The 25,185-nt window shown below is 71.1% G+C and carries 25 protein-coding genes; 2 read left to right on the top strand and 23 right to left on the bottom strand.

Annotation, left to right across the window (positions count from 1 at the left end; genetic code table 11):
• The 13 genes from metK to pyrR form a co-directional block, all read right to left on the bottom strand.
• Positions 1–879, bottom strand: an 879-nt coding sequence (gene metK, locus ABD347_RS30395) for a methionine adenosyltransferase (protein ID WP_344367202.1), incomplete at its 3' end; no start/stop codon positions are given.
• 242 nt (positions 880–1,121) lie between these two features.
• Entirely contained in the window at positions 1,122–2,360 is a 1,239-nt protein-coding gene (gene coaBC, locus ABD347_RS30400) for a bifunctional phosphopantothenoylcysteine decarboxylase/phosphopantothenate--cysteine ligase CoaBC (protein WP_344367204.1), read from the bottom strand.
• Between the two features lie 116 nt (positions 2,361–2,476).
• The gene (rpoZ, locus tag ABD347_RS30405) at positions 2,477–2,749 is read right to left on the bottom strand and encodes a DNA-directed RNA polymerase subunit omega (RefSeq protein WP_005319902.1); all 273 of its coding nucleotides are present in this window, start codon (positions 2,747–2,749) and stop codon (positions 2,477–2,479) included.
• 40 nt (positions 2,750–2,789) lie between these two features.
• The gene (gmk, locus tag ABD347_RS30410) at positions 2,790–3,383 is read right to left on the bottom strand and encodes a guanylate kinase (protein ID WP_344367207.1); all 594 of its coding nucleotides are present in this window, start codon (positions 3,381–3,383) and stop codon (positions 2,790–2,792) included.
• 38 nt (positions 3,384–3,421) lie between these two features.
• Complete coding sequence (locus tag ABD347_RS30415) at positions 3,422–3,745, bottom strand: integration host factor (protein ID WP_064068014.1); 324 nt, start codon at positions 3,743–3,745, stop codon at positions 3,422–3,424.
• 330 nt (positions 3,746–4,075) lie between these two features.
• Positions 4,076–4,927, bottom strand: coding sequence for an orotidine-5'-phosphate decarboxylase (pyrF, locus tag ABD347_RS30420; RefSeq protein WP_344367209.1), 852 nt, complete (start codon positions 4,925–4,927; stop codon positions 4,076–4,078).
• Entirely contained in the window at positions 4,924–6,027 is a 1,104-nt protein-coding gene (locus ABD347_RS30425) for a quinone-dependent dihydroorotate dehydrogenase (protein WP_344367211.1), read from the bottom strand. The genes pyrF and ABD347_RS30425 overlap by 4 nt, the downstream gene beginning before the upstream one ends.
• 58 nt (positions 6,028–6,085) lie before the next feature.
• The gene (gene carB / locus ABD347_RS30430) at positions 6,086–9,394 is read right to left on the bottom strand and encodes a carbamoyl-phosphate synthase large subunit (RefSeq protein WP_344367212.1); all 3,309 of its coding nucleotides are present in this window, start codon (positions 9,392–9,394) and stop codon (positions 6,086–6,088) included.
• Positions 9,387–10,526 carry a glutamine-hydrolyzing carbamoyl-phosphate synthase small subunit gene (gene carA, locus ABD347_RS30435; protein WP_344367214.1) on the bottom strand — a complete coding sequence of 380 codons (1,140 nt, stop codon included), beginning with the start codon at positions 10,524–10,526 and terminating at the stop codon, positions 9,387–9,389. The genes carB and carA overlap by 8 nt, the downstream gene beginning before the upstream one ends.
• Positions 10,523–11,083, bottom strand: a complete 561-nt coding sequence (locus ABD347_RS30440) for a PH-like domain-containing protein (RefSeq protein WP_344367216.1) — start codon at positions 11,081–11,083, stop codon at positions 10,523–10,525. Before ABD347_RS30440 ends, carA begins: the two co-directional genes overlap by 4 nt.
• Positions 11,080–12,366, bottom strand: a complete 1,287-nt coding sequence (locus tag ABD347_RS30445; RefSeq protein ID WP_344367218.1) for a dihydroorotase — start codon at positions 12,364–12,366, stop codon at positions 11,080–11,082. The genes ABD347_RS30440 and ABD347_RS30445 overlap by 4 nt, the downstream gene beginning before the upstream one ends.
• Before the next feature lie 5 nt (positions 12,367–12,371).
• Positions 12,372–13,349 (bottom strand): aspartate carbamoyltransferase catalytic subunit, encoded by a 978-nt coding sequence (locus ABD347_RS30450; RefSeq protein ID WP_344367220.1) that lies wholly within the window; start codon positions 13,347–13,349, stop codon positions 12,372–12,374.
• Positions 13,350–13,469: 120 nt separating this feature from the next.
• Positions 13,470–14,057 (bottom strand): bifunctional pyr operon transcriptional regulator/uracil phosphoribosyltransferase PyrR, encoded by a 588-nt coding sequence (pyrR, locus tag ABD347_RS30455; RefSeq protein WP_344367222.1) that lies wholly within the window; start codon positions 14,055–14,057, stop codon positions 13,470–13,472.
• A 197-nt stretch (positions 14,058–14,254) separates the two neighbouring features.
• On the opposite strand from pyrR, the gene bldD reads away from it, so the two are divergent.
• Positions 14,255–14,755 carry a transcriptional regulator BldD gene (gene bldD / locus ABD347_RS30460; protein ID WP_064068023.1) on the top strand — a complete coding sequence of 167 codons (501 nt, stop codon included), beginning with the start codon at positions 14,255–14,257 and terminating at the stop codon, positions 14,753–14,755.
• 190 nt (positions 14,756–14,945) lie between these two features.
• Here bldD and nusB read toward each other — a convergent pair whose 3' ends face one another.
• Genes nusB through ABD347_RS30475 form a run of 3 tightly spaced genes read right to left on the bottom strand, consistent with a single transcriptional unit; the run spans position 14,946 to position 17,108 of the window.
• Positions 14,946–15,374 carry a transcription antitermination factor NusB gene (gene nusB / locus ABD347_RS30465; protein WP_344367225.1) on the bottom strand — a complete coding sequence of 143 codons (429 nt, stop codon included), beginning with the start codon at positions 15,372–15,374 and terminating at the stop codon, positions 14,946–14,948.
• Between the two features lie 2 nt (positions 15,375–15,376).
• Positions 15,377–15,943: an elongation factor P gene (gene efp, locus ABD347_RS30470; protein ID WP_290114661.1), complete on the bottom strand. Its 567-nt coding sequence runs from the start codon at positions 15,941–15,943 to the stop codon at positions 15,377–15,379.
• A gap of 58 nt (positions 15,944–16,001) precedes the next feature.
• Complete coding sequence (locus ABD347_RS30475; RefSeq protein WP_344367227.1) at positions 16,002–17,108, bottom strand: aminopeptidase P family protein; 1,107 nt, start codon at positions 17,106–17,108, stop codon at positions 16,002–16,004.
• Between the two features lie 157 nt (positions 17,109–17,265).
• On the opposite strand from ABD347_RS30475, the gene ABD347_RS30480 reads away from it, so the two are divergent.
• On the top strand, positions 17,266–17,781 hold the full coding sequence (locus ABD347_RS30480) for a hemerythrin domain-containing protein (RefSeq protein WP_344367229.1): 516 nt from the start codon (positions 17,266–17,268) through the stop codon (positions 17,779–17,781).
• Positions 17,782–18,252: 471 nt separating this feature from the next.
• Here ABD347_RS30480 and ABD347_RS30485 read toward each other — a convergent pair whose 3' ends face one another.
• The 7 genes from ABD347_RS30485 to mltG all read right to left on the bottom strand — a co-directional run bounded on the left by ABD347_RS30485 (position 18,253) and on the right by mltG (position 25,105).
• Positions 18,253–19,098 carry a Pro-rich N-terminal domain-containing protein gene (locus ABD347_RS30485; RefSeq protein WP_344367230.1) on the bottom strand — a complete coding sequence of 282 codons (846 nt, stop codon included), beginning with the start codon at positions 19,096–19,098 and terminating at the stop codon, positions 18,253–18,255.
• A gap of 124 nt (positions 19,099–19,222) precedes the next feature.
• Positions 19,223–19,663, bottom strand: coding sequence for a type II 3-dehydroquinate dehydratase (aroQ, locus tag ABD347_RS30490; protein ID WP_344367232.1), 441 nt, complete (start codon positions 19,661–19,663; stop codon positions 19,223–19,225).
• Positions 19,660–20,754 (bottom strand): 3-dehydroquinate synthase, encoded by a 1,095-nt coding sequence (gene aroB, locus ABD347_RS30495; protein ID WP_344367234.1) that lies wholly within the window; start codon positions 20,752–20,754, stop codon positions 19,660–19,662. Before aroB ends, aroQ begins: the two co-directional genes overlap by 4 nt.
• Positions 20,751–21,266, bottom strand: a complete 516-nt coding sequence (locus ABD347_RS30500) for a shikimate kinase (protein ID WP_344367236.1) — start codon at positions 21,264–21,266, stop codon at positions 20,751–20,753. The genes aroB and ABD347_RS30500 overlap by 4 nt, the downstream gene beginning before the upstream one ends.
• Positions 21,263–22,447, bottom strand: a complete 1,185-nt coding sequence (gene aroC / locus ABD347_RS30505; protein WP_344367238.1) for a chorismate synthase — start codon at positions 22,445–22,447, stop codon at positions 21,263–21,265. The genes ABD347_RS30500 and aroC overlap by 4 nt, the downstream gene beginning before the upstream one ends.
• 154 nt (positions 22,448–22,601) lie before the next feature.
• Positions 22,602–23,450: a shikimate dehydrogenase gene (locus ABD347_RS30510; RefSeq protein WP_344367239.1), complete on the bottom strand. Its 849-nt coding sequence runs from the start codon at positions 23,448–23,450 to the stop codon at positions 22,602–22,604.
• The gene (gene mltG, locus ABD347_RS30515) at positions 23,447–25,105 is read right to left on the bottom strand and encodes an endolytic transglycosylase MltG (protein WP_344367241.1); all 1,659 of its coding nucleotides are present in this window, start codon (positions 25,103–25,105) and stop codon (positions 23,447–23,449) included. The genes ABD347_RS30510 and mltG overlap by 4 nt, the downstream gene beginning before the upstream one ends.
• Positions 25,106–25,185 lie beyond the last annotated feature (80 nt).

Below are 25,185 nucleotides of genomic sequence, written 5' to 3' on the forward strand. Positions count from 1 at the left end.
GACCTTGGACGGGTCCTTGCCGGAGAACGCACCGCCACCATGGCGGGCCATACCGCCGTACGTGTCAATAATGATCTTGCGGCCGGTCAGACCGGCGTCACCCATCGGACCACCGATCTCGAACCGCCCGGTCGGATTGACCAGCAGCCGGTAGCCATCGGTGTCGAGCTTGATCCCGTCGTCCAGAAGCTGCTTGAGGACGTGCTCGACGACGAACTCACGGATGTCCGGCGCCAGCAGCGACTCGAGGTCGATGTCCGAGGCGTGCTGGGAGGAGACGACCACCGTGTCCAGACGGACGGCCTTGTCGCCGTCGTACTCGATGGTGACCTGGGTCTTGCCGTCGGGACGCAGGTAAGGGATGGTGCCGTTCTTACGGACCTCCGTCAGGCGCTTGGACAACCGGTGCGCGACATGGATCGGCAGCGGCATCAGCTCCGGCGTCTCGTCCGACGCGTACCCGAACATCAACCCCTGGTCGCCCGCGCCCTGCTTGTCGAGCTCGTCACCTTCGTCACCTGCGGCGGCACCCTCCACACGCTTCTCGTACGCGGTGTCGACACCCTGCGCGATGTCCGGCGACTGCGCGCCGATCGAGACCGAGACGCCGCACGACGCGCCGTCGAAGCCCTTCTTCGAGGAGTCGTAACCGATCTCCAGGATCTTGTTGCGCACGAGCGTGGGAATGTCGGCGTACGCCTTGGTCGTCACCTCACCGGCCACGTGCACCAGACCGGTGGTGATCAACGTTTCCACGGCGACACGGGAGGTGGGGTCCTCCCGCAGCAGCGCATCGAGAATCGTGTCGCTGATCTGGTCAGCGATCTTGTCGGGGTGACCCTCGGTCACGGACTCCGAGGTGAAGAGACGACGGGACACAACGCTCCCTGGGTTTGCAGCGGCTGCTGGCTGATCATTTGCGGACCGGCAGGGGGCTGCGCCCCGCGTCGTTCCGAGGACAGTTTATCGGGCGCTCTCGGCCGTTGGACCAGGTGTCTCGCACGGTGGGAGGGTGATCGGCCACATCTGCCGGGTCCTCGAGCGGAGGATCGGCTCTCACTTCGGGCCGGAACGCCGGTTTTCTTAGGGTTTCATCCCCCCAAAGGGGCGAATTCAGAAATTCATTCCGATTTGTCCGAGTCGCCGTCGACCGGCCCGGCGAGCCGTGGAACGACGAGGTCCCAGACCGTCTCCGCCAGGGCCTCCTTCGGCCCGTACGGTACGGGCGTCTCCGCGCCGTCCGCGGCCAGCACCACGGCCTCGTTCTCCTCGGAGCCGAAGGTCTTGCGCTCCCCCACCTCGTTCACCACGAGCAGATCGCAGCCCTTGCGACGGAGCTTGTCCCGACCATTGGCCAAAACATCGTCCGTCTCGGCGGCGAAGCCGACGATCACCTGGTCCGGACGTGCCCGCTCCACCGAGATCTCGGCCAGGATGTCCGGGTTGCGTACGAGCGTGATGGGGACCGGCTCCTGGCCGTCCTTCTTCTTGATCTTGCCTTCGGCGTACGCGGCGGGGCGGAAGTCCGCGACGGCCGCGGCCATCACCACGGCGTCCGCGTCGGCCGCCGCCTTGAGTACCGCCTCGCGCAGCTGCACGGCGGTGCCCACGCGGACGACCTCCACGCCCGCCGGGTCCGGCAGGCCCGTGTTGGCCTCGATCAGCGTCACCCGGGCGCCCCGGGCGGCGGCGGTCCCGGCCAGGGCGTACCCCTGCTTGCCGGAGGAACGGTTCCCCAGGTAGCGCACCGGGTCCAGCGGCTCACGGGTGCCGCCGGCGCTCACCACGACATGGCGGCCCGCGAGGTCGGGGCCGACGGCGGCGCCGCGCGCGAGCACCCGGCGGCAGACGTCGAAGATCCGGCCGGGGTCGGGCAGCCGGCCCTTGCCGGTGTCGGCGCCGGTGAGCCGGCCCACGGCCGGCTCGATCACGAGGGCGCCACGGCGTCGCAGCGTGGCGACGTTCTCCTGGGTGGCCGGGTGCTCCCACATCTCGGTGTGCATCGCGGGCGCGAAGACCACCGGGCACCGGGCGGTGAGGAGGGTGTTGGTCAGCAGGTCGTCGGCGAGGCCGTGGGCGGCCTTGGCCAGCATGTCGGCCGTGGCCGGGGCGACGACCACGAGGTCGGCGTGCTGCCCGATGCGGACGTGCGGCACCTCGTGGACGTCCGACCAGACCTCGGTCGAGACGGGGTACCCGGACAGTGCGGACCAGGTGGCCGCGCCGACGAAGTTCAGGGCGGACGCGGTCGGAACGACCCGTACGTCATGGCCGGACTCGGTGAGCCGCCGCAGCAGCTCGCACGCCTTGTAGGCGGCGATGCCGCCGCTGACCCCGAGGACGACCTTCGGCTTGTCCACTCAACGCCTCCCGGCTCCGTGACTCGTACGAGTCGCACGAGTCGTACGAGTCCATGACACACCACAGGCCCGGCGGAGTGTCCACCGGGCCTGTCATGGTTCGTGCGGTGGGGCGCCTACTGGGCCGGGCCCTCGATGGCCTCGGAGGTCAGCAGACCCGCGTTGATCTCCCGCAGGGCGATCGAGAGCGGCTTCTCGTGGACGTGGGTGTCCACCAGCGGACCGACGTACTCCAGCAGGCCCTCACCGAGCTGCGAGTAGTACGCGTTGATCTGACGCGCACGCTTGGCCGCGTAGATCACGAGGCTGTACTTCGAGTCAGTGGCCTCGAGCAGCTCGTCGATCGGCGGGTTGATGATGCCCTCGGGCGCGGTGATGGAAGAGGACACGCTCTACCTTCCGAAAAACTTCTGGAAAATGGGACAAAGATCAAACAACTTGCATCAAGGCTAGCAGCTCACGGGCTACGTCCTCGACGGAGGTGTTGACGAGGGTGGTGTCGAACTCGGACTCCGCCGCCAGTTCGATCTTGGCCGCCTCCAGACGCCGCTCGATGACCTCCGGCGGCTCGGTGCCCCGGCCGGTCAGCCGGCGGACCAGCTCCTCCCAGCTCGGCGGCGCCAGGAAGACCAGCTGTGCCTCCGGCATCGACTCGCGGACCAGCCGCGCGCCCTGGAGGTCGATCTCCAGCAGCACGGGCTCGCCCGCTTCGAGCCGCTCCAGTACCGCCCGGCGCGGCGTCCCGTAGCGGTTGCCGGCGAACTCGGCCCACTCCAGCAGCTCACCGTTGGCGACCAGCTTGTCGAACTCGTCGTCGGTGACGAAGTGGTACTGCACACCGTCCCGCTCGCCGGGCCGCGGCATGCGGGTCGTGGCGGACACCGACAACCAGACCTCGGGGTGGACCTTGCGCATATGAGCGACGACCGTGCTCTTGCCGACCCCGGAGGGGCCGGAGAGCACGGTCAGTCGCGGACGTACGTCCGGGGGCTCGGGGGCGGTCCCCCGGGATGTTGCTGCCATGGGGCGATTATTCCAGGTTTACTCCAGTGCCCCGGACGTCAGGCCCCGGTGCTGCCGAACTCGCGCTCCAGGGAGGCGATCTGGTTGGAACCGAGACCCCGGACACGGCGGCTCTCGGAGATGCCGAGCCGCTCCATGATCTGCTTGGCGCGGACCTTGCCCACGCCCGGCAGGGACTCCAGGAGGGCGGAGACCTTCATCTTGCCGATGACCTCGTTCTCCTGGCCCTGCTTGATGACCTCCTGGAGCGAGGCGCCGGAGTGCTTGAGTCGATTCTTGACCTCGGCCCGCTCCCGGCGAGCCGCGGCGGCCTTTTCGAGCGCGGCTGCGCGCTGTTCAGGGGTAAGGGGCGGAAGAGCCACGCCTACGTCACCTCGGATGTCGAACTGTCGGATACGGACCGGTGAGGAACCTAGTCGGCCCACACCAGGGGAGCAACGAGCAACGCAGTGCACGTTGGCTCTGCGTCGGAGACTAGCGGCCATGGCCGCCAGAGTCAGCGAGAACAGCGGAAAAGTCCTGGTCAGCATCGATCTACCCAGACATTAACGACATAACGACCCGGTTTTCCGCGCAGATTCCGACCATGGCCCCGACGGGCACGTCGAAGGTGAGGTGCGTCACACCCCCGACGCCGGAACCCACGGTCACCTCGGGGTGACCGTGGGCTCCGAAAGAGGGGCTGGCGGGCGTCAGGCGCCGACCGCCGCCCGTACCTCGTCGGCGTACCGCTCCGCCGCCGCGCGCAGCGGCGCCGCGTCCGGTCCGTGGCGCAGCACGCCCCGGCTGACGCTCGGGACGACATTGCGCACGGCCTTGCCGAAGACGGACGGCAGATCGGCCGGGGTCGCGCCCTGGGCGCCGATGCCGGGTGCGAGCAGCGGGCCGTTGATGTCCAGGTCGTACGCGGAGAGGTCGCCGAGCGTGGCGCCCACGACCGCGCCGAAGGACCCGAGGGGGGTCTGGCCCGCGTTGTCGGCGGCGAGGTGGGCCAGCATGGCCGCGGCGACGGTGCGGCCGGCCGGGTCCTCGGTGCGCACCGCGCGCTGGACCTCGGCGCCCTCCGGGTTGGAGGTGAGGGCCAGGACGAACAGGCCGCAGCCGCTCCGGCGTGCCAGGTCGACGGCCGGCTCCAGGGAGCCGTACCCGAGGTACGGGGAGACGGTGAGGGCGTCGGCGAAGAGCGGCGAGTCCTCGTGGAGGAACGTCTCCGCGTAGGCGGCCATCGTGGAGCCGATGTCGCCGCGCTTGGCGTCCATGACGACCAGCGCGCCCGCCTCCCGCAGGTCCGCGACGGCCTTCTCCAGGACGGCGATGCCGCGCGAGCCGAACCGCTCGAAGAAGGCGCTCTGCGGCTTGAAGACCGCCACCCGGTCGGCGAGGGCCTCGACGACCGTGCGCGTGAAGCGCTCCAGGCCCGGTACGTCGTCGTTCAGGCCCCACGCGGACAGCAGGGAGCCGTGCGAGTCGATACCGACGCACAGCGGGCCACGGGCGTCCATGGCGTGCCGGAGGCGGGCGCCGAAGGGTTCGAGCGGGCTCATACCGCGGCCTTCCGGGTGTCGGCGCCGACGGCCTCGGCGAGGGTGGCGTACGGGGAGGCGTTCAGCCGGGCCGCGAGGCCCTTGTGGATGGCGCGGGCGTAGAAGGGGCCCTCGTAGACGAAGGCGCTGTAGCCCTGGACCAGCGTGGCACCGGCCAGGATGCGCTGCCAGGCGTCCTCGGCGTTCTCGATGCCGCCGACGCCGACGAGGGTGAGGCGGTCGCCCACGCGCGCGTGGAGGCGGCGCAGCACCTCCAGGGAGCGCTGCTTGAGCGGCGCGCCCGACAGGCCGCCGGTCTCGCCGGTGAGGTGCGCCGGTGACTTCAGGCCCTCGCGGGCGATGGTGGTGTTGGTGGCGATGATGCCGTCCAGGCCCAGTTCGACGGCGAGGTCAGCGACCGCGTCGACGTCCTCGTCGGCCAGGTCGGGCGCGATCTTGACGAGGAGCGGGACACGGCGGTCGGTGACCGTGCGGTCGGCGGCCTCGCGGACGGCCGTCAGGAGGGGCCTGAGGGACTCCGTGGCCTGGAGGTTGCGCAGCCCCGGGGTGTTCGGCGAGGAGACGTTGACGACCAGGTAGTCGGCGTGGCGGGCGAGCCGCTCGGTCGACTTCACGTAGTCGGCGGCCGCCTCGGCCTCCGGGACGACCTTGGTCTTGCCGATGTTGACGCCGACGACCGTCCTGAAGACCGGCACGCGCGCGTGGAGGCGGGCCGCGACGGCGGCCGAGCCGTCGTTGTTGAAGCCCATGCGGTTGATCAGGGCGCGGTCCGGCACGAGGCGGAAGAGGCGCTTCCTGGGGTTGCCGGGCTGTGGCTCGCCGGTGACCGTGCCGATCTCGACGTGGTCGAAACCGAGCATCGCCATGCCGTCGATGGCGACGGCGTTCTTGTCGAAGCCGGCGGCGAGGCCGAACGGGCCGTGCATCCGCAGCCCGAACGCCTCGGTGCGCAGCTCCTTGTGGCGGGGGGCGAGCGCGGCGGCGAGGAAGGTGCGCAGCACGGGGACGCGGGCGGCGAGCCGGATCCAGCGGAAGGCCAGGTGATGAGCCCGTTCGGGGTCCATCCGGGTGAAGAACAGCCGGAAGAAGAGCTTGTACATGGTGGTGGTGTCCTCATGAGGAGGGGGACACCGTTTCCGGTGTCCCCCTCGTGGGCTGCTAGTCGCGGGCCGCGATCAGGTGCTGTGCGTGTTCCTGGAGGGAGCGGACACCCACTCCGCCGTGGTTGAGCGCGTCGATGCCCTGGACGGCGGCGGCGAGCGCCTGGACCGTCGTCAGGCACGGGACACCGCGGGCCACGGCCGCGGTGCGGATCTCGTAGCCGTCGAGGCGGCCGCCGGTGCCGTAGGGGGTGTTGACGATGAGGTCGACCTCGCCGTCGTGGATGAGGCCGACGATGGTCTTCTCACCGCCCGGGCCCTCGCCCTCGGACTGCTTGCGCACGACGGTGGCGCTGATGCCGTTGCGCTTGAGGACCTCGGCGGTGCCGGAGGTGGCCAGCAGCTCGAAGCCGTGGGCGACCAGCTCGCGGGCGGGGAAGATCATCGAGCGCTTGTCGCGGTTGGCGACCGAGATGAAGGCGCGGCCCTTGGTGGGCAGCGGGCCGTAGGCGCCGGCCTGCGACTTGGCGTACGCGGTGCCGAAGACCGCGTCGATGCCCATGACCTCGCCGGTGGAGCGCATCTCCGGGCCGAGCACCGTGTCGACGCCGCGCCCGTGCACGTCGCGGAAGCGCGACCACGGCATCACGGCCTCCTTGACGGAGATCGGCGCGTCCAGCGGCAGGGTGCCGCCGTCGCCGTTCCTCGGCAGCAGGCCCTCCTCGCGCAGCTCGGCGATGGTGGCACCGAGCGAGATGCGGGCGGCGGCCTTCGCCAGCGGCACGGCGGTCGCCTTGGAGGTGAAGGGGACGGTCCGGGAGGCGCGGGGGTTGGCCTCCAGGACGTACAGGATGTCCCCGGCCATCGCGAACTGGATGTTGATCAGGCCGCGGACGCCGACGCCCTTGGCGATCGCCTCGGTGGAGGCGCGCAGGCGCTTGATGTCGAAGCCGCCGAGCGTGATCGGGGGCAGGGCGCAGGCCGAGTCGCCGGAGTGGATGCCGGCCTCCTCGATGTGCTCCATGACGCCGCCGAGGTAGAGCTCGGTGCCGTCGTACAGGGCGTCGACGTCGATCTCGATGGCGTCGTCGAGGAACCGGTCGACCAGCACCGGGCGGGTCGGGGAGATCTCGGTCGACTCGGCGATGTACGCCTCCAGGCGCGCCTCGTCGTACACGATCTCCATGCCGCGTCCGCCGAGCACGTACGACGGGCGTACGAGGACGGGGTAGCCGATCTCGTCGGCGATGGCCTTGGCGCCGGCGAAGGTGGTCGCGGTGCCGTGCTTGGGGGCGGGCAGGCCGGCCTCGGCGAGGACCTGCCCGAAGGCGCCGCGGTCCTCGGCGGCGTGGATGGCCTCCGGCGGGGTGCCGACGACCGGCACGCCGTTGTCCTTGAGCGCCTGGGCGAGGCCCAGCGGGGTCTGGCCCCCGAGCTGGACGACGACGCCCGCGACGGGGCCGGCGAGGGTCTCGGCGTGGACGATCTCCAGCACGTCCTCGAGCGTCAGCGGCTCGAAGTACAGGCGGTCGGAGGTGTCGTAGTCGGTCGAGACCGTCTCGGGGTTGCAGTTGACCATCACGGTCTCGTAGCCCGCGTCGCTCAGGGCGAAGGAGGCGTGGACGCACGAGTAGTCGAACTCGATGCCCTGGCCGATGCGGTTGGGGCCGGAGCCCAGGATGATCACCGCGGGCTTCTCGCGCGGCGCGACCTCGCTCTCCTCGTCGTACGAGGAGTAGAAGTACGGGGTCTTGGCGGCGAACTCGGCGGCGCAGGTGTCGACCGTCTTGTAGACCGGGCGGACACCGAGGGCGTGGCGGACCTCGCGGACGACGTCCTCGCGCAGGCCGCGGATCCCGGCGATCTGGGCGTCGGAGAAGCCGTGGCGCTTGGCCTCGGCCAGCAGCTCGGGGCCGAGCTTCTCGGCGGCGGCGAGCTCGTCGGCGATCTCCTTGATCAGGAACATCTGGTCGACGAACCAGGGGTCGATCTTCGTGGAGTCGAAGACCTCCTGCGGTGTGGCGCCGGCCCGGATGGCCTGCATGACGGTGTTGATGCGGCCGTCGGTGGGGCGCACGGCCTCCCGCAGCAACTCGTCCTTGTCGCCGGGCTCGCCGGTGAAGCTGAACTGGCTGCCCTTCTTCTCCAGGGAGCGCAGGGCCTTCTGGAGGGCCTCGGTGAAGTTCCGCCCGATGGCCATGGCCTCGCCGACCGACTTCATGGTCGTGGTGAGCGTGGAGTCGGCGGACGGGAACTTCTCGAAGGCGAATCGGGGTGCCTTGACGACGACGTAGTCGAGAGTCGGCTCGAAGGAGGCCGGTGTCTTCTCGGTGATGTCGTTGGGGATCTCGTCGAGCGTGTAGCCGACGGCGAGCCGAGCGGCGATCTTCGCGATCGGGAATCCGGTGGCCTTCGAGGCGAGCGCGGAGGAGCGGGAGACACGCGGGTTCATCTCGATGACGATGACCCGGCCGTCCTCGGGGTTGACCGCGAACTGGATGTTGCAGCCGCCCGTGTCGACGCCGACCTCACGGATGATCGCGATGCCGACGTCACGGAGGATCTGGTACTCGCGGTCGGTGAGGGTCATCGCCGGGGCGACGGTGATCGAGTCGCCGGTGTGCACGCCCATCGGGTCGAAGTTCTCGATGGAGCAGACGACCACGACGTTGTCGTGCTTGTCGCGCATCAGCTCCAGCTCGTACTCCTTCCAGCCGAGGATGGACTCCTCCAGGAGCACCTCGGTGGTGGGGGACAGCGTCAGACCCTGGCCGGCGATGCGGCGCAGTTCCTCCTCGTCGTGGGCGAAGCCCGAGCCGGCGCCGCCCATGGTGAAGGAGGGGCGGACGACGACGGGGTAGCCGCCGAGCGTCTCGACGCCCTTGAGGACGTCGTCCATGGAGTGGCAGATCACCGAACGGGCGGACTCGCCGTGGCCGATCTTGGCGCGGACGGCCTCCACGACGCCCTTGAACAGGTCGCGGTCCTCGCCCTTGTGGATGGCCTCGACGTTGGCGCCGATCAGCTCGACACCGTACTTCTCCAGCACACCCTGCTCGTGCATGGAGATGGCGGTGTTGAGGGCGGTCTGGCCGCCGAGGGTGGGCAGGAGCGCGTCGGGGCGCTCCTTGGCGATGATCTTCTCGACGAACTCCGGGGTGATCGGCTCGACGTACGTGGCGTCGGCGATCTCCGGGTCGGTCATGATCGTCGCCGGGTTGGAGTTCACCAGGATGACGCGCAGACCCTCGGACTTGAGGACGCGGCACGCCTGGGTGCCTGAGTAGTCGAACTCGGCGGCCTGGCCGATGACGATCGGGCCGGAGCCGATGACCAGGACGGACTGGATATCGGTGCGCTTAGGCACGCTCGGCCTCCATCAGGGATACGAAGCGGTCGAAGAGGTACGCGGCGTCGTGCGGTCCGGCTGCCGCTTCGGGGTGGTACTGGACGCTGAAGGCCGGCTGGTCGAGCAGCTGGAGGCCCTCCACCACGTTGTCGTTCAGACAGACGTGGGAGACCTCGGCGCGGCCGTAGGGGGTGTCGGACACCTTGTCGAGGGGTGCGTCGACGGCGAAGCCGTGGTTGTGCGCGGTGACCTCGACCTTGCCGGTCGTACGGTCCTGCACGGGCTGGTTGATGCCGCGGTGGCCGTACTTCAGCTTGTAGGTGCCGAAGCCGAGCGCGCGGCCCAGGATCTGGTTGCCGAAGCAGATGCCGAACAGGGGTGTCTTCCGCGCCAGGACGGCCTGCATCACGGAGACGGGGCCGTCGGCGGTGGCGGGGTCGCCGGGGCCGTTGGAGAAGAACACACCGTCGGGGCCGACGGCGTAGACGTCCTCGGCGGTGGCGGTGGCGGGCAGCACATGCACCTCGATGCCGCGCTCGGCCATCCGGTGCGGGGTCATGCCCTTGATGCCGAGGTCGACGGCGGCGACGGTGAACCTCTTCTCGCCGATGGCGGGAACGACGTACGGCTCCTCCGTCGCCACCTCGGCGGCCAGGTTCGCGCCCTTCATCTGCGGGGCGCCCTGGACCTTGGCGAGCAGGGCCGCGTCGTCCGCGATCGCCTCGCCGGAGAAGATGCCGACGCGCATGGCGCCGCGCTCCCGGAGGTGGCGGGTGAGGGCGCGGGTGTCGATGCCGCTGATGCCCACGACGCCCTGGGCGGCCAGCTCGTCGTCGAGCGTGCGGCGGGAGCGCCAGTTGGAGGGGACGCGGGCGGGGTCGCGGACGACGTAGCCGGCGACCCAGATCTTCCCGGACTCGGGGTCCTCGTCGTTGACACCGGTGTTGCCGACGTGCGGCGCGGTCATCACGACGACCTGGCGGTGGTACGACGGGTCGGTCAGGGTCTCCTGGTAGCCGGTCATGCCGGTGGAGAAGACGGCCTCGCCGAAGGTCTCCCCCACGGCCCCGTAGGCACGGCCGCGGAAGATGCGGCCGTCCTCCAGGACGAGTACGGCGGGAACCCTGGTTCCCCGGGTGGAGGTGGTCATCGTGCGGTGCCTTCCGTCGTGGTGATCATGGTGTTCAGAGTGTCGGCCCAGGTGGTGTGCTCCGCCGCCCGGTCGGAGCGGAAACCGGAGTCGATCAGGGTGTCGCCGTGTTCCCAGGTGACGACCAGCAGGCCGCCCTCGGCGAGGACCTTGCCCGCGATGCCCTTGTCGAGCCGGGCCCCGCGCAGCCGGCCGGCCGGGACGAAGAAGTCGCGCGCCCCGGGGCGTACGACGTCCAGGCCCGCGTCGGTGAGCGTCAGCTCCACACGGCTGCGGGTACCCAGGCCGTGCGCGACGATCCGGTCGAGCCACTGCCCGGCGGTGGTGGAGCCGTGGTAGCGCCCGCTCATCGTCAGTCTCGCCGCACCGGGGGCGTCCGGCGCGGCGGGCAGGTCCGGGAGACCGGACTGGAGACTGCCGCGCCACTTCCACCCCTGGCGCATCAGCCAGTAGACGAGGGCGATGAAGAGCAGCAGTCCGGCGACCCAGCCGAGCCGGGCGGCCCAGTCGGTCACCTCGGCGGATTTCTGCTCCGCGGCCAGTTCGAAGAGTGTCACGCCAGTTTCCCGTCCATGAGCGTCGCCCGGCCCCGCAGGAAGGTGTGGGTGACACGCCCCGGCAGCTCGCGGCCCTCGTAGGGCGTGTTGCGGCTGCGGGAGGCGAAGCCCGCGGGGTCCACGGCACCACGGTATGCCGGATCGACGAGGGTGAGGTTGGCGGGCTCACCAGCCGAGACGGGGCGTCCGTGGCCGGTGGCGCGGCCGATCCGCGCGGGCGCGAACGACATGCGGTCGGCGACTCCGGCCCAGTCCAGCAGGCCGGTCTCGACCATCGTGTGCTGCACGACGGAGAGCGCGGTCTCCAGGCCGACCATGCCCATGGCGGCCGCGGCCCACTCGCAGTCCTTGTCCTCGTGCGGGTGCGGGGCGTGGTCGGTGGCGACGATGTCGATCGTGCCGTCGGCCAGCGCCTCGCGCAGCGCCATGACGTCGCGCTCGGTGCGCAGCGGCGGGTTGACCTTGTAGACCGGGTTGTACGAGCGGACCAGTTCGTCGGTCAGGAGGAGGTGGTGCGGGGTGACCTCGGCGGTGACGTCGATGCCGCGCGACTTGGCCCAGCGGACGATCTCGACGGACCCGGCGGTCGACAGGTGGCAGATGTGGACGCGGGAGCCGACGTGCTCGGCGAGCAGCACGTCGCGGGCGATGATCGACTCCTCCGCGACGGCCGGCCACCCGCCCAGACCCAGCTCGGCGGAGACGACGCCCTCGTTCATCTGGGCGCCCTCGGTGAGGCGGGGTTCCTGGGCGTGCTGGGCGACGACGCCGCCGAAGGCCTTCACGTACTCCAGGGCGCGGCGCATCATCACCGCGTCGTCGACGCACTTGCCGTCGTCGGAGAAGACGGTGACGCCGGCCGCGGACTCGTGCATGGCGCCCAGCTCGGCGAGCTTCCTGCCCTCCAGGCCGACGGTGACGGCGCCGATGGGCTGCACGTCGCAGTAGCCGTGCTCCCGGCCGAGCCGGTAGACCTGCTCGACGACACCGGCGGTGTCGGCGACGGGGAAGGTGTTGGCCATGGCGAACACGGACGTGTAGCCGCCGCTCGCGGCCGCCCGGGTGCCGGTGAGGACCGTCTCGGAGTCCTCGCGGCCCGGTTCGCGCAGGTGGGTGTGGAGGTCGACCAGGCCCGGCAGAAGAATCCTTCCCTCCGCCTCGACGACGGTGCCGCCTCCGGCTTCCAGGCCCGTGCCCACCCGGGCGACGGTCTCACCGTCGATCAGGACGTCCTGGACCTCGCCGCCCAGCACCTTCGCACCACGGATCAGGGTCTTGCTCATCTGTCTTACTTCTCCTCGGTACGGGTGTTGGCGACGGCGGACTCGTTGCCGCCGAGCAGCAGGTACAGGACGGCCATGCGGATCGAGACGCCGTTGGCGACCTGCTCGACGACCGTGCAGCGGTCGGAGTCGGCCACCTCGGCGGTGATCTCCATGCCACGCACCATCGGGCCGGGGTGCATCACCACGGCGTGCCCGGGCATCTTCGCCATGCGCTCGCCGTCGAGGCCGTAGCGGCGTGAGTACTCGCGCTCGGTGGGGAAGAACGCGGCGTTCATGCGCTCGCGCTGGACGCGGAGCATCATCACGGCGTCGGACGTCGGCAGGGTGCTGTCGAGGTCGTACGACACCTCGCAGGGCCAGTTCCCGACGCCGACCGGGACGAGCGTGGGCGGGGCGACGAGGGTGACCTCGGCGCCGAGGGTGTGCAGCAGGTCGACGTTGGAGCGGGCGACGCGGCTGTGCAGGACGTCACCGACGATGGTGATCCGTTTGCCCGCGAGGTCCTGGCCGAGCCCGGCGTCCCGGCCGACGAGCCGGCGGCGCATGGTGAAGGCGTCCAGCAGAGCCTGGGTGGGGTGCTGGTGGGTGCCGTCACCCGCGTTGATGACGGCGGCGTCGATCCAGCCGGAGGTGGCCAGCCGGTAAGGGGCGCCCGAGGCCCCGTGCCGGATGACGACGGCGTCGACGCCCATCGCCTCCAGGGTCTGCGCGGTGTCCTTGAGGGACTCCCCCTTGGACACCGAGGAACCCTTGGCGCTGAAGTTGATGACGTCGGCGGAGAGGCGCTTCTCGGCGGCCTCGAAGGAGATGCGGGTGCGTGTCGAGTCCTCGAAGAAGAGGTTGACGACGGTGCGGCCGCGGAGAGTGGGCAGCTTCTTGATCGGCCGGTCGGCGACCCGGGCCATCTCCTCGGCGGTGTCGAGGATGAGGACGGCGTCGTCGCGGGTGAGGTCGGCGGCCGAGATGAGGTGGCGCATCATCTTGGGGTGTTTCTCCAGTTTGTGGAGGCAGAGAGCCGAGTGGGACCTGTGCGGGACAGGCCCGGCAGGCATGCGGGCGCGCGGCGGTGGCGCACCGTACGAAGGGGTCGTACGGGGGTGCTACCGCTCGCCGGCCGGAGCGGTGGGGGCGGTCTCCCGCAGGCCGAGCAGCACGGTGTCGCGACCGTCCTCCTCGGAGAGCTGGACCTTGACCGTCTCCCGCAGCGACGTGGGGAGGTTCTTGCCGACGTAGTCGGCGCGGATCGGGAGTTCGCGGTGGCCGCGGTCGACGAGGACCGCGAGCTGTACGGCGCGCGGGCGGCCGATGTCGCCGAGCGCGTCGAGTGCGGCGCGGATGGTGCGGCCGGAGAAGAGCACGTCGTCGACGAGGACGACGAGACGGGCGTCGATGCCGTCGCCGGGGATCTCGGTGCGGGCGAGCGCGCGGGCGGGCCGCATCCGCAGATCGTCGCGGTACATGGTGATGTCGAGCGAGCCGACCGGCACCTTGCGGCCGGTGATCTGCTCGAGCTTGTCGGCGAGGCGGCGGGCGAGGAAGACGCCGCGCGTGGGGATGCCGAGGAGGACCACGTCGTCGGCACCCTTGGCCCGCTCGACGATCTCATGGGCGATACGGGTCAGTACCCGCGCGATGTCGGGGCCCTCGAGGACGGGGCGCGCGGCATCGGACTGCTGATTGGCGTCCATACGAAACGGACCTCCTTCTCCGCCTCACGGGACGGACCTTAAAGGACGTCGGAATTGCGTCACCCACGGTACCAGGGCCGGGGAGCGGCTCGTATCCGGCCCGGTGCACGCCGTCGGTACGGACCATTCGGCTTGACGCAGCCAAGTAACGCTGCGTAACCTCACAGTGAGTTACCAGCCTTCGTCCCGGGAGCTATATGTCCAGCGAATACGCAAAACAGCTCGGGGCCAAGCTCCGTGCCATCCGCACCCAGCAGGGCCTCTCCCTCCACGGGGTGGAGGAGAAGTCCCAGGGCCGCTGGAAGGCCGTGGTGGTCGGTTCGTACGAGCGCGGCGACCGTGCCGTGACCGTACAGCGCCTCGCCGAGCTGGCCGACTTCTACGGCGTCCCGGTACAGGAGCTGCTGCCGGGCACCACGCCGGGCGGAGCTGCCGAGCCGCCGCCGAAGCTCGTCCTGGACCTGGAGCGCCTGGCTCACGTCCCGGCGGAGAAGGCGGGCCCGCTGCAGCGCTACGCGGCGACGATCCAGTCACAGCGCGGTGACTACAACGGCAAGGTGCTGTCGATCCGCCAGGACGACCTGCGCACGCTGGCGGTCATCTACGACCAGTCGCCCTCGGTGCTGACCGAGCAGCTGATCAGCTGGGGCGTGCTGGACGCGGACGCGCGCCGTGCGGTGGCGCACGAGGAGGCCTGACAGCCGGTCCCACTACAGCAGAAACGTTGCCGCCGGGCGCGGGGGGAGCCTACGGGTGTCCTCCGTCCCGGCGGCCTTCTTCTGCCCCGGCGCCACCCGCCGGAGCCGAAGCCGAAGGGCCCGCCGCGCGAGACGCGCTGCGGGCCCTTCGGGCAGAACGGGGTTCCGGGGGGTTCCGGAAGGTTCCGGGTCAGTCCCGGCGGAGCTTCGGCTTGAGGTCCTTGAAGCGGGCCATCATGCCGTTGACGAACGACGGGGACTCGTCGGTGGAGAACTCCTTGGCGAGCTGCACCGCCTCGTCGATCACCACCGCGTCCGGCGTGCCGTCCACCCAGACGAGCTCGTACGCACCGAGGCGCAGGATGTTGCGGTCCACGACCGGCATCCGGTCGAGCGCCCAGCCCTCCGCGTAGGTGGCGATGAGCTCGTCGATCCGGCCGGCGTACTGCGCGTACCCCTCGACGAGCTCCATCGTGTACTCGCTGACCGGCGGCTGCCGGTCGTCGGACCGGGCGTGCCGGACCCAGTCCGCGAGGACCTCCTGCACGGACACACCGCGCTGGTCGGCCTCGAAGAGGATCTGGAAGGCGCGCTTACGGGCCTTGTTCCGGGCAGCCACGGTTAGCTGTTCACCCGGCCGAGGTAGTCGCTCGTGCGGGTGTCGACCTTGATCTTCTCACCGGTGGTGATGAAGAGCGGGACCTGGATCTGGTGACCGGTCTCCAGGATGGCCGGCTTGGTGCCACCGGTGGAGCGGTCGCCCTGGACGCCCGGCTCGGTCTCCTGGATGGTCAGCTCGACGGCGGCGGGGAGCTCGACGTAGAGCACCTCGCCCTCGTGCGTGGCGACGGTGGCGGTGAAGCCCTCGACCAGGAAGTTCGCGGCGTCGCCGACGGCGGCCCGGGAGACGTGCAGCTGGTCGTAGGTCTGCATGTCCATGAAGACGAAGTACTCGCCGTCCATGTACGAGAACTGCATGTCGCGGCGGTCGACGGTGGCCGTCTCGACCTTCACACCGGCGTTGAACGTCTTGTCGACGATCTTGCCGGAGAGCACGTTCTTGAGCTTGGTGCGCACGAAGGCCGGGCCCTTGCCGGGCTTGACGTGCTGGAACTCGACCACGGACCAGAGCTGGTCGTTGTCGAGCTTGAGCACCATGCCGTTCTTGAGGTCGTTCGTGGAAGCCACGGTTGCGGAATCTCCTGGACTGACGCTGGTGGACGACCGAGGCGTGGTGCTCCACGCGCTACAGCGCGAGCAGCTCCTTGGTCGTGATGGTGAGTAGCTCGGGTCCGCCGTCCGCCTCCTGGCGCACGACGAGCGTGTCATCGATCCGGACACCGCCCCGGCCCGGGAGGTGGACCCCCGGTTCGACGGTGACCGGCACACAAGCGTCCAGTTTACCCATGGCGCCGGGTGCCAACTGCGGGTCCTCCTCGATTTCGAGCCCCACACCGTGTCCGAGGACGGGTGCGACGCACTCGCCGTACCCGGCGCCGTCCAGGATCTGGCGGGCCGCCCGATCCACGTCGCGGTACGCCATGCCCGGGGTCAGGGCCTCGCGGGCGGCCCGCTGAGCGGCGAAGACGAGGTCGTACAGCTCGATCTGCCAGTCCGCGGGCGAGGTGCCGATGACGAAGGTCCGGCCGATCTCGCAGCGGTAACCGCGGTAGTTGGCGCCCAGGCAGACGGAGAGGAAATCGCCCTCCTCGACCCGGCGGTCGGAAGGCCGGTGGCCGCCCCGGCCGGAGTTGGGGCCCGTCGCGACGGAGGTGGCGAACGCGGGGCCGTCGGCGCCGTGGTCCACCAGCCGGCGTTCCAGTTCGAGGGCGAGGTGGCGTTCGGTGCGGCCGACGAGGATGGACTCCAGGAGTTCGCCGAGCGCCTGGTCGGTGATCTCCGCGGCGATCCGGAGGCAGGTGATCTCGTCCTCGTCCTTGACGATCCGTTCCTGCTCGATGGCGGTGCCGAGGTCCGCCAGGCGCACCTGGGGAGCGGCCGCGCCCATCGCCCGGTGGCGGGCCACACTCAGGTGGTGCTCCTCCACCGCGAGCACCTCCGCCCCCTCCCGGCCGGCGAAGCCGACCGCCGCGACGGCCGGGTCGGACCCGGCCGCGGGCAGCACGACGAGCCGAAGCCGTTCGTCGAGGCGTCCCTCCACGGGATCGCCGGACGGCGTGCGGGGACACAGCAGTACGTCGTCGCCGGCGCCCAGCAGGAGAACGGCGCCCGGGGGCGCTCCGCCGGCGAGATACCGGACATTGGCGGGACGGGAGACCAGGGCCGCCGCAGAGCCGGACGCCGCGCACCGGTCACGCAGCCGCCCTCGGCGGTCCGCAAACACCTCTGACATGCCCCGAGCCTACGAGCGCCCACGCCGCTCGGCAGGTCGGGCGGGACCGACCGGGGCGCTCACGCCCCCGCACGGCGGACAGGCCCGCGGTAGTCAACCGCCGAAACCGGGGTATCCGGCGGACCGGACGCAATCGTCACGGTTCGAAGGAGTCACCATGCCGGCCAGCACCGCCACCACGACCACCGACGTCATCGAGCTGATCCTGCGCGACCACCGCAGGATGGAGGAGCTGTTCCGGGCGATGCGCAACGTCCAGGCGGACCGGGCCGGCGCGCTGAAGGAGTTCGCCGCCCTGCTCGTGGCCCACGCCGCGGCGGAGGAGAGCGAGGTCTACCCCGCGCTGCGGCGTTACAAGAACGTGGACGACGAGGACGTCGAGCACAGCGTGCACGAACACGAAGAAGGCAACGAGGCCCTCCTGGCGCTGCTCGAAGTCGAGGACACCGGCTCCGAGGAGTGGGACGAGAAGCTCGAGGAGCTCGTCACGGCGGTGAACCACCACGCGGACGAGGAGGAGCGGACGCTCCTCAACGACGCGCGCGAGAACGTCTCGCTCGAACGCCGCGCCGAACTCGGCGCGGCGTTCGAGAAGGCCCGCGCGCAGCAGCTGGCGGACGACTGCGGCCGGCTGGAGAACGTGCGCCGACTGGTGGAGTCGTCCTCCCACTGAGCGCGGCCGGCCCCAGGGGCGGGACGCCCGGACAGCCCCGTCCGGGCGTCCCGCCCTTTCACGTCACACCGTGGCACCTTCAGGCCCATGGCGCCTGCACGTGCATGGGGCACCCGCACACCCATGGGGCCTGCCCGCCCGTGGGGCCTGCCCGCCCGGTGGCAGCCGTGGAGCTGAAGCGGCGCGTGGAGGCGAGGGGCAGCCGTGGCGCCCTCACGACCGGTGGCGGCGGAGGACACCCATGGGGCGCCTGCACGCCCACAGGGCACCCGCACACCCATGGGGCCTGTCCGCCCGGTGGCGACCGTGGCACCGAGGGGCCGTGGCGGCGAAGGCGGGCGGCCGTGGCCGCCGTGCGCCGGGCTCGGCGCACGTGGCGACCGTCGCGCCCGATGGGGCGGCCGCCGCGCGCCCGTCGGCGCCATCACCGCGCCCTCGGCGAGCGCCGCGCTCGGTGCTCGTGGCGGCTGTCTAGAAGGACGGCGGGCTGGCTATGGCGCGGGCGAGGACGTCGTCCAGGACGCGGGCGGTGGTTTCCACGTCGTACTTGGAGTTGTCGATGATCGGCAGCCCGGAGCCGTACCACCCGGCCATCCGGCCGTGGATGCCGGCGACCTCCTCGTCCGACAGGCGGCGGTTGCCGGTGCGCTCGGCGTTGCGCTCCAGGACGATCTCCAGGCCGGGGAGGAGCACGACGGGCAGGAGGCCCGGTCCGACGTGCCGCTTCCAGCCACCGAGGCCGACGACGGGGCGGTCGGGGAAGACGGCGTCGTCGAGGATGCAGGAGATGCCGTTGGCGAGGAAGTTCCGGGCGGCGAAGCCGCAGGTGCGGCGGGCCAGACGGTACTGGGCCTCCGACTGGTCGTTCCAGCCGTCCTGGGGGTCGGCGAAGCCGGCGCAGACCCACTCGCGGACGTCGTCGAGGCTGATGTGCGCGGTGGGCACGCGGCGGTGGTTCGCCCAGTGCCGGGCGACGGTCGTCTTGCCCGCACCGGCCGGGCCGATGAGGAGCACGGCGAGTGTGGCGGTGCCCGTGCCGGCGCCGTGGTCCGCGGGCGGCGGTGCGGCGACCGGCCCGCCGGGCGGGAGGTGGAGGTGACCCGTGACGTCGGCCGGCGGTGCGGCGGGCGCGGCCCAGCCCTGGGCGGGCGGGTGCGCCGGAGCGGCCCCCGAGGGGGGTGCGGCCGGGGGCGGGGCGGGAGGCCCCTGGGGTGGCGGCGGGCCCGGGTGATGGGCCGCGGCCTGGGTCGTCCATCCGGTGGCTGCGTGCCCCGGCTGGTGGGGCGGCGGCAGCGGAGCCCCCACTGCGTGCTGCATCCGGTGCCACTCCGTCTCGTGCGACTGACGCTGGTCGGGCGCCCGTTCGGGTCGTCCGTTACCGAACCGTACCCTCCCCGGCCGCTGTTGGGTGAAACGGCCGGGGACGGTCCGAGGTGCCCGGTCAGTCGGTGAGTTCGTCCGCGAGGGCGCGCAGGGCGAGTCGGTAGGAGCCGATGCCGAAGCCCGCGACGGTGCCGGTGGCGACCGCCGCCACCACGGAGGTGTGCCGGAACTCCTCACGCGCGTACGGGTTGGAGATGTGCACCTCGATGAGGGGGGCGGTGCGCTGGGCGGCCGCGTCCCTCATCCCGTACGAGTAGTGCGTGAAGGCGCCCGGGTTGATGACGACCGGGAGCGAGCCGTCGGCCGCCTCGTGCAGCCAGCGGATCATCTCGCCCTCGTCGTTGGTCTCGCGTACGTCGACGTCGAAGCCCAGTTCCTTGCCGAGCGTCCGGCAGGTGTCCACCAGTCCGGCGTAGGACGTCGCGCCGTAGACGTCGGGCTCCCGCGAACCGAGGCGGCCGAGGTTGGGGCCGTTGAGGACCAGGACCCTGCGTGTCATGCGGAGACCTCCCCGTACGCGGCGACGAGGATGGCGGGGTCCGGGCCTTCGAGGACCGTCGGCTTGGCGAGGCCGTCGAGGACGATGAACCGCAGCAGGTCACCGCGGGACTTCTTGTCGACCTTCATGGTCTCCAGGAGCTTGGGCCACTGGTCGCCGCGGTAGGTGAGGGGCAGGCCGACGGATTCCAGGACCGCGCCGTGCCGGTCGGCGGTGGCGTCGTCGAGCCGGCCGGCGAGGCGGCCCAGCTCTGCGGCGAAGACCATGCCCACGGACACCGCCGCGCCGTGGCGCCACTTGTAGCGCTCGTTCTTCTCGATGGCGTGGGCGAGGGTGTGGCCGTAGTTGAGGATCTCGCGGAGGCCGGACTCCTTGAGGTCGCTGGAGACCACGTCCGCCTTGACGCGGATGGACCGCTCGATCAGCTCGGCGGTGTGCGGGCCGGCGGGGGTGCGCGCGGCGGCCGGGTCGGCCTCGATCAGGTCCAGGATGACCGGGTCGGCGATGAAACCGGCCTTGATGACCTCGGCCAGGCCGCTGACGTAGTCGTGCACCGGCAGCGAGTCCAGCGCGGCGAGGTCGCACAGGACACCGGCGGGCGGGTGGAAGGCGCCGACGAGGTTCTTGCCCTCGGCGGTGTTGATACCGGTCTTGCCGCCGACGGCCGCGTCGACCATCGCCAGGACGGTGGTGGGCACCGCGATCCAGCGCACACCGCGCAGCCAGGTGGCCGCCACGAAGCCGGCGAGGTCGGTGGTGGCGCCGCCGCCCACACCGACGATGACGTCGGTGCGGGTGAAGCCGCTCTGGCCGAGCGCCTTCCAGCAGTACGCCGCGACCTCGGCCGTCTTGGCCTCCTCGGCGTTCGGCACCTGGATGGCGACCGCCTCGTACCCCTGGTCCGCGAGGTCGGCGCGCAGCGCCTCGCCGGTCTCGGCGAGCGCCTCCGGGTGGATCACGGCGACGCGCTTCGCGCGCGGGCCGACGATGCCGGCGAGTTCGCCGAGCAGCTGCCGGCCGACCAGCACCTCGTACGGGTCGGTGCCGGCCGTGCCGCCGACCTGGATGCGGGTCACTGCCTGGTCAGTCACTTCTTCAGCTCCAGTGCGTCGAGGACCGCCTCGGCGACCTCTTCGGGGGTCCTGTCGTCGGTGGCGACGACGACCCGGGCGACTTCGGTGTACAGATGGCGCCGGGCCTCCATCAGCTCGCGCCACTGGCGGCGCGGGTTGACGGCGAGCAGCGGGCGGGCGGTGTTCAGGCCGACGCGGCGGACCGCCTCCTCGACGTCCATCGACAGGTAGACGACCGGCCGCCCGGCGAGCAGCTCGCGGGTGCCGGCGTCGAGGACGGCGCCGCCGCCTAGGGCGAGGACACCCGTGTGCTCGGCGACGGCGGCGCGGACGGCCGCGCGTTCAAGGGCGCGGAAGTGCTCCTCGCCGTCCTCGACGAAGATGTCGGAGATCTCGCGTCCCTCGGCGGCCACGATGTCGGCGTCCGTGTCCCGGTAGGGCGCGCCGAGCCGCTCGGCGAGCAGCGCGCCCACGGTGGACTTGCCGGAGCCCATCGGGCCGACCAGGACGATCAGGGGGCCGGTGCTCACCGGATGTGGAGGTTGTCGAGGTACGAGCGGACGTTGCGGCGGGTCTCCGCCACGCTGTCGCCGCCGAACTTCTCCGCGACGGCGTCGGCGAGGACCAGGGCGACCATCGCCTCGGCGACGATGCCGGCGGCCGGGACCGCGCAGACGTCGGAGCGCTGGTGGTGCGCGGCGGTGGCCTCGCCGGTGACGACGTCGACGGTCCTGAGCGCCCGGGGCACGGTCGCGATGGGCTTCATGGCGGCGCGGACACGCAGCAGCTCGCCCGTGGTGAGTCCGCCCTCCGTACCGCCGGAGCGGCCGGAGGTGCGCTTGAGGCCCTCGTCGGTGGCGACGATCTCGTCGTGTGCCTTGGAGCCGGGCACGCGGGCCAGGTCGAAGCCGTCTCCGACCTCGACGCCCTTGATCGCCTGGATGCCCATCAGGGCGGCGGCCAGGCGGGCGTCCAGGCGCCGGTCCCAGTGGACGTGGGAGCCGAGGCCGACGGGCACGCCGTAGGCGAGGACCTCCACGACACCGCCGAGGGTGTCACCGTCCTTGTGGGCCTGGTCGATCTCGGCCACCATCGCCTTCGACGCGTCCGCGTCCAGGCAGCGCACCGGGTCGGCGTCCAGCTTCTCGACGTCGGCCGGGACCGGGTACACGCCGTACGGCGCCTTGGCGGCGGCCAGCTCGACGACGTGCGACACGATCTCGATGCCGGCCGTCTCCTTCAGGTACGAGCGGGCGACGGCGCCCAGCGCGACGCGGGCGGCGGTCTCGCGGGCGCTGGCCCGCTCCAGGACCGGCCGGGCCTCGTCGAACCCGTACTTCTGCATGCCGGCGAGGTCGGCGTGGCCGGGGCGCGGGCGGGTCAGCGGGGCGTTGCGGGCCAGTTCGGCGAGCTCGGCCGGGTCGACCGGGTCGGCCGACATGACCTTCTCCCACTTGGGCCACTCGGTGTTGCCGACCATGACGGCGACGGGTGAGCCCATGGTCAGACCGTGGCGTACGCCGCCGAGGAAGGTCACCTCGTCGCGCTCGAACTTCATGCGCGCGCCACGCCCGTAGCCGAGGCGCCGGCGGGCGAGGTGGTCCGCCACCATCTCCGTGGTGACCGGGACGCCGGCGGGAAGGCCCTCCAGCGTCGCCACCAGTGCGGGGCCGTGCGACTCCCCCGCGGTCAGCCAGCGCAACCTGCTCAACGGTGCTCCCTATGCTCGCGCCTCGACTGCGACGGCGCGACCGGGTGCGCGGCCCTGGCCCGCCTCCCCCGATCCTCCCATGTCCGCGGCCCGTGCCGACGACCGGTCCAGAAGGCGGACGCTCCGTCCATCAGGCGGACACTTGAGGCGCCCGTCAGGAGTGGGCGGGCGGCGCGTGCCCCGCGGCGAGGGCCCGCTCCCCGGCGGCCCTCATCGCCGCCATGGGCGCGGGCGTCCGGCCGGTCATCGACTCCACCTGGAGGACGGCCTGGTGGACGAGGAGGTCGAGCCCGCCCACCACGGCTCCGCCGCGCGACGACCAGGCGGCCGCCAGGGCGGTGGGCCATGGGTCGTACAGCACGTCGAACAGCGTGCCGGGCCGGTCGGGGACCTCGGCGGAGAGCGCGTCGGTCGCCCCTGCGGGCGTGGTGGCGATGACGAGCGGCGCCCCCAGCCCCTCGGCCGCCCGCTCCCAGCCGGCGGTACGGACCTGGACGCCGAGCCGCTCGCCCCAGCCCCGCATCTCCTCGGCGCGCGCCTCGCTCCGTACGTACGCGGTGACCGGACCCGCGCAGAGGTGGGAGAGCGCGGCGAGCGCGGAGGACGCTGTGGCCCCCGCGCCGAGTACGGCGGCGGTCTCCACCTTCTCCACGCCCCGCTCCCGCAGCGCGGCGAGCATGCCCGGGATGTCGGTGTTGTCGCCGACGCGGCGGCCGTCCTCGGTGAAGACGACCGTGTTCACCGCCTCGACGGAGGCGGCCGTGGCGGTGATCTCGTCGAGCAGCGGGATGACCGCCCGCTTCAGCGGCATGGTCAGCGACAGCCCGGCCCAGGAGTCGTCCAGCCCCTCCAGGAACCCGGGGAGCCGCGGCTCGTCCACCTCGTACCTGTCGTACGACCAGTGGGCGAGGCCGAGCTCCGTGTAGGCGGCCCGGTGCAGCACCGGAGAGAGGGAGTGGTCGATCGGTGAGCCGAGTACGGCGGCGCGCTTCACGGTGGTCACTGGCCGGACTTCTCCCGTTCCTTCTCGTACTGCTCCACGTTCCGGTTGTGCTCCTCATTGGTCACCGAGAACACCGTCTTGTCCTCGTTGATCGAGACGAAGTAGTACCAGGGGCCCGGTGTCGGGTTCAGTGCGGATTTGATGGCGTCGAGGCCGGGGTTGCTGATCGGCCCGGGGGTCAGACCCTTGATGTCATAGGTGTTGTACGGGTCGTCGATCTTGCGCAGGTCCGCCACCGCACCGACGTCAAGGGTGCTTTCTTCCTTGATGTAGTTGATGGTGGAGTCGAATTCGAGCCGGCCGACCGTCTCGATGTTGTTCGGCTTGAGACGGTTGTAGACGACGCGGGACACCTTGTCGAAGTCGTGCTTGTACTTGCCTTCGACCTGGACCAGGCTCGCGACGGTCAGAAGCTCCCAAGGGCTCTTCAGACCCAGCGACTTGGCCTTCGTCTCGATGTCGAGCTTGCCGTATTCGGCGTTGGCCCGGGCGACCATCTTCTTGAGGAGGTCCTCCGGCTTGGCGCCCTTCGCCACCGGATAACTGGCGGGGAAGAGGAATCCTTCCAGCGGGTCCTTCAGATCGGGGTGACCGGTGGCCCAGGCCGGCAGCCCGAGGTTTTTGGCCTCCGCCTTGGCGACCGATTCCGTCGTTCCCGGTTTCAGCTCGAGCTCTTTGTCGATCTGCGCGTAGATGTACGCGCTCCGCTTGCCTTCAGGAATGGTGAGGGCGTTCCGGTTCTCCGGATTGAGCATCGCCTCGACCGCGCTGGCGGCGGACATGCCCTTCTTCAGCGTGTAGACGCCGTCCTGGATGCTCTTGCCCCTGGGGTTCTTCTCCTGGGCGGAGACGAAGGCCCCCTGGCTCTTGACCACGCCGTTCTCGACGAGCAGGGCGGCGATCTCGTAACCGCCGGCGCCCTTGGGGATCTCGACCTGTACGGTCTCGTTCGTGCCGTCGCCCGTGAAGTCGGGAGCCTCGCCGAACCGGCCCTGCCAGAACTGGTAACCGACGTACACGACGCCACTGGCGCCGCCCGCCAGGACCAGAGCGACGACCAGGCAGGCCAGGCCGTTGCGGCTCTTCTTCTTTTTCTGCTTGCCGCCCCGGCGGCCCCGGCCGCCCCCGCCGCGCCTCGACCCGCCCGGCTCCTCACCGTGACCGTCGTCGCCATCGTCGTCGCCGTCGTCGATGGCACCGTCCGAGAAGAACGGGTGGCTCTCCTCCTGCGGCTCCTCGCGCTCCGGCTCGTCCCGCCGCCGGCCCGGGGGCTGCGGCGGCGGGTACGCCTCGGGGGTGCCGTACAGGTCGGGCCCCTGGGCGCTGTACGGATCGGCGGGGGCGTGCGCCCCGTAGGGCATCGCCGCCTGCTGGCCGGTGTCCCAGGTGCCGGTGTCGTACGGCCGGCCGGAGTAGGCCTGATCGGGGTGGCCCTGCTGAGGGGGGACGGCCTGGTGGGGGTCGCGCTGGGCGTAGTGCTCCTGCCCGCCCTGGTACTGCTGGTCGCCGTGACCCTGCTGCTGGTACGGGTCCTGCTCGTTCCCGTACCGCGTCTGCTGGTAGTAGGCCTGCTGCCCTTCCCACCCCTGGTGCCCGTACGCCGGGTCCTCGGGGTGCCACGGTTCGGAGCCGGGGCCCCGGCCATACTCAGTCATCGATCCCCAAACAGCCGCGAGGCGTCCGGACGATCCGCCTCTACGTCGCGCGGCGGCGCTGTTCGAACACCACCGCATCG

Origin of the sequence: Streptomyces gobitricini, assembly GCF_039532985.1 — a bacterium.
Lineage (GTDB): Bacteria > Actinomycetota > Actinomycetes > Streptomycetales > Streptomycetaceae > Streptomyces > Streptomyces gobitricini.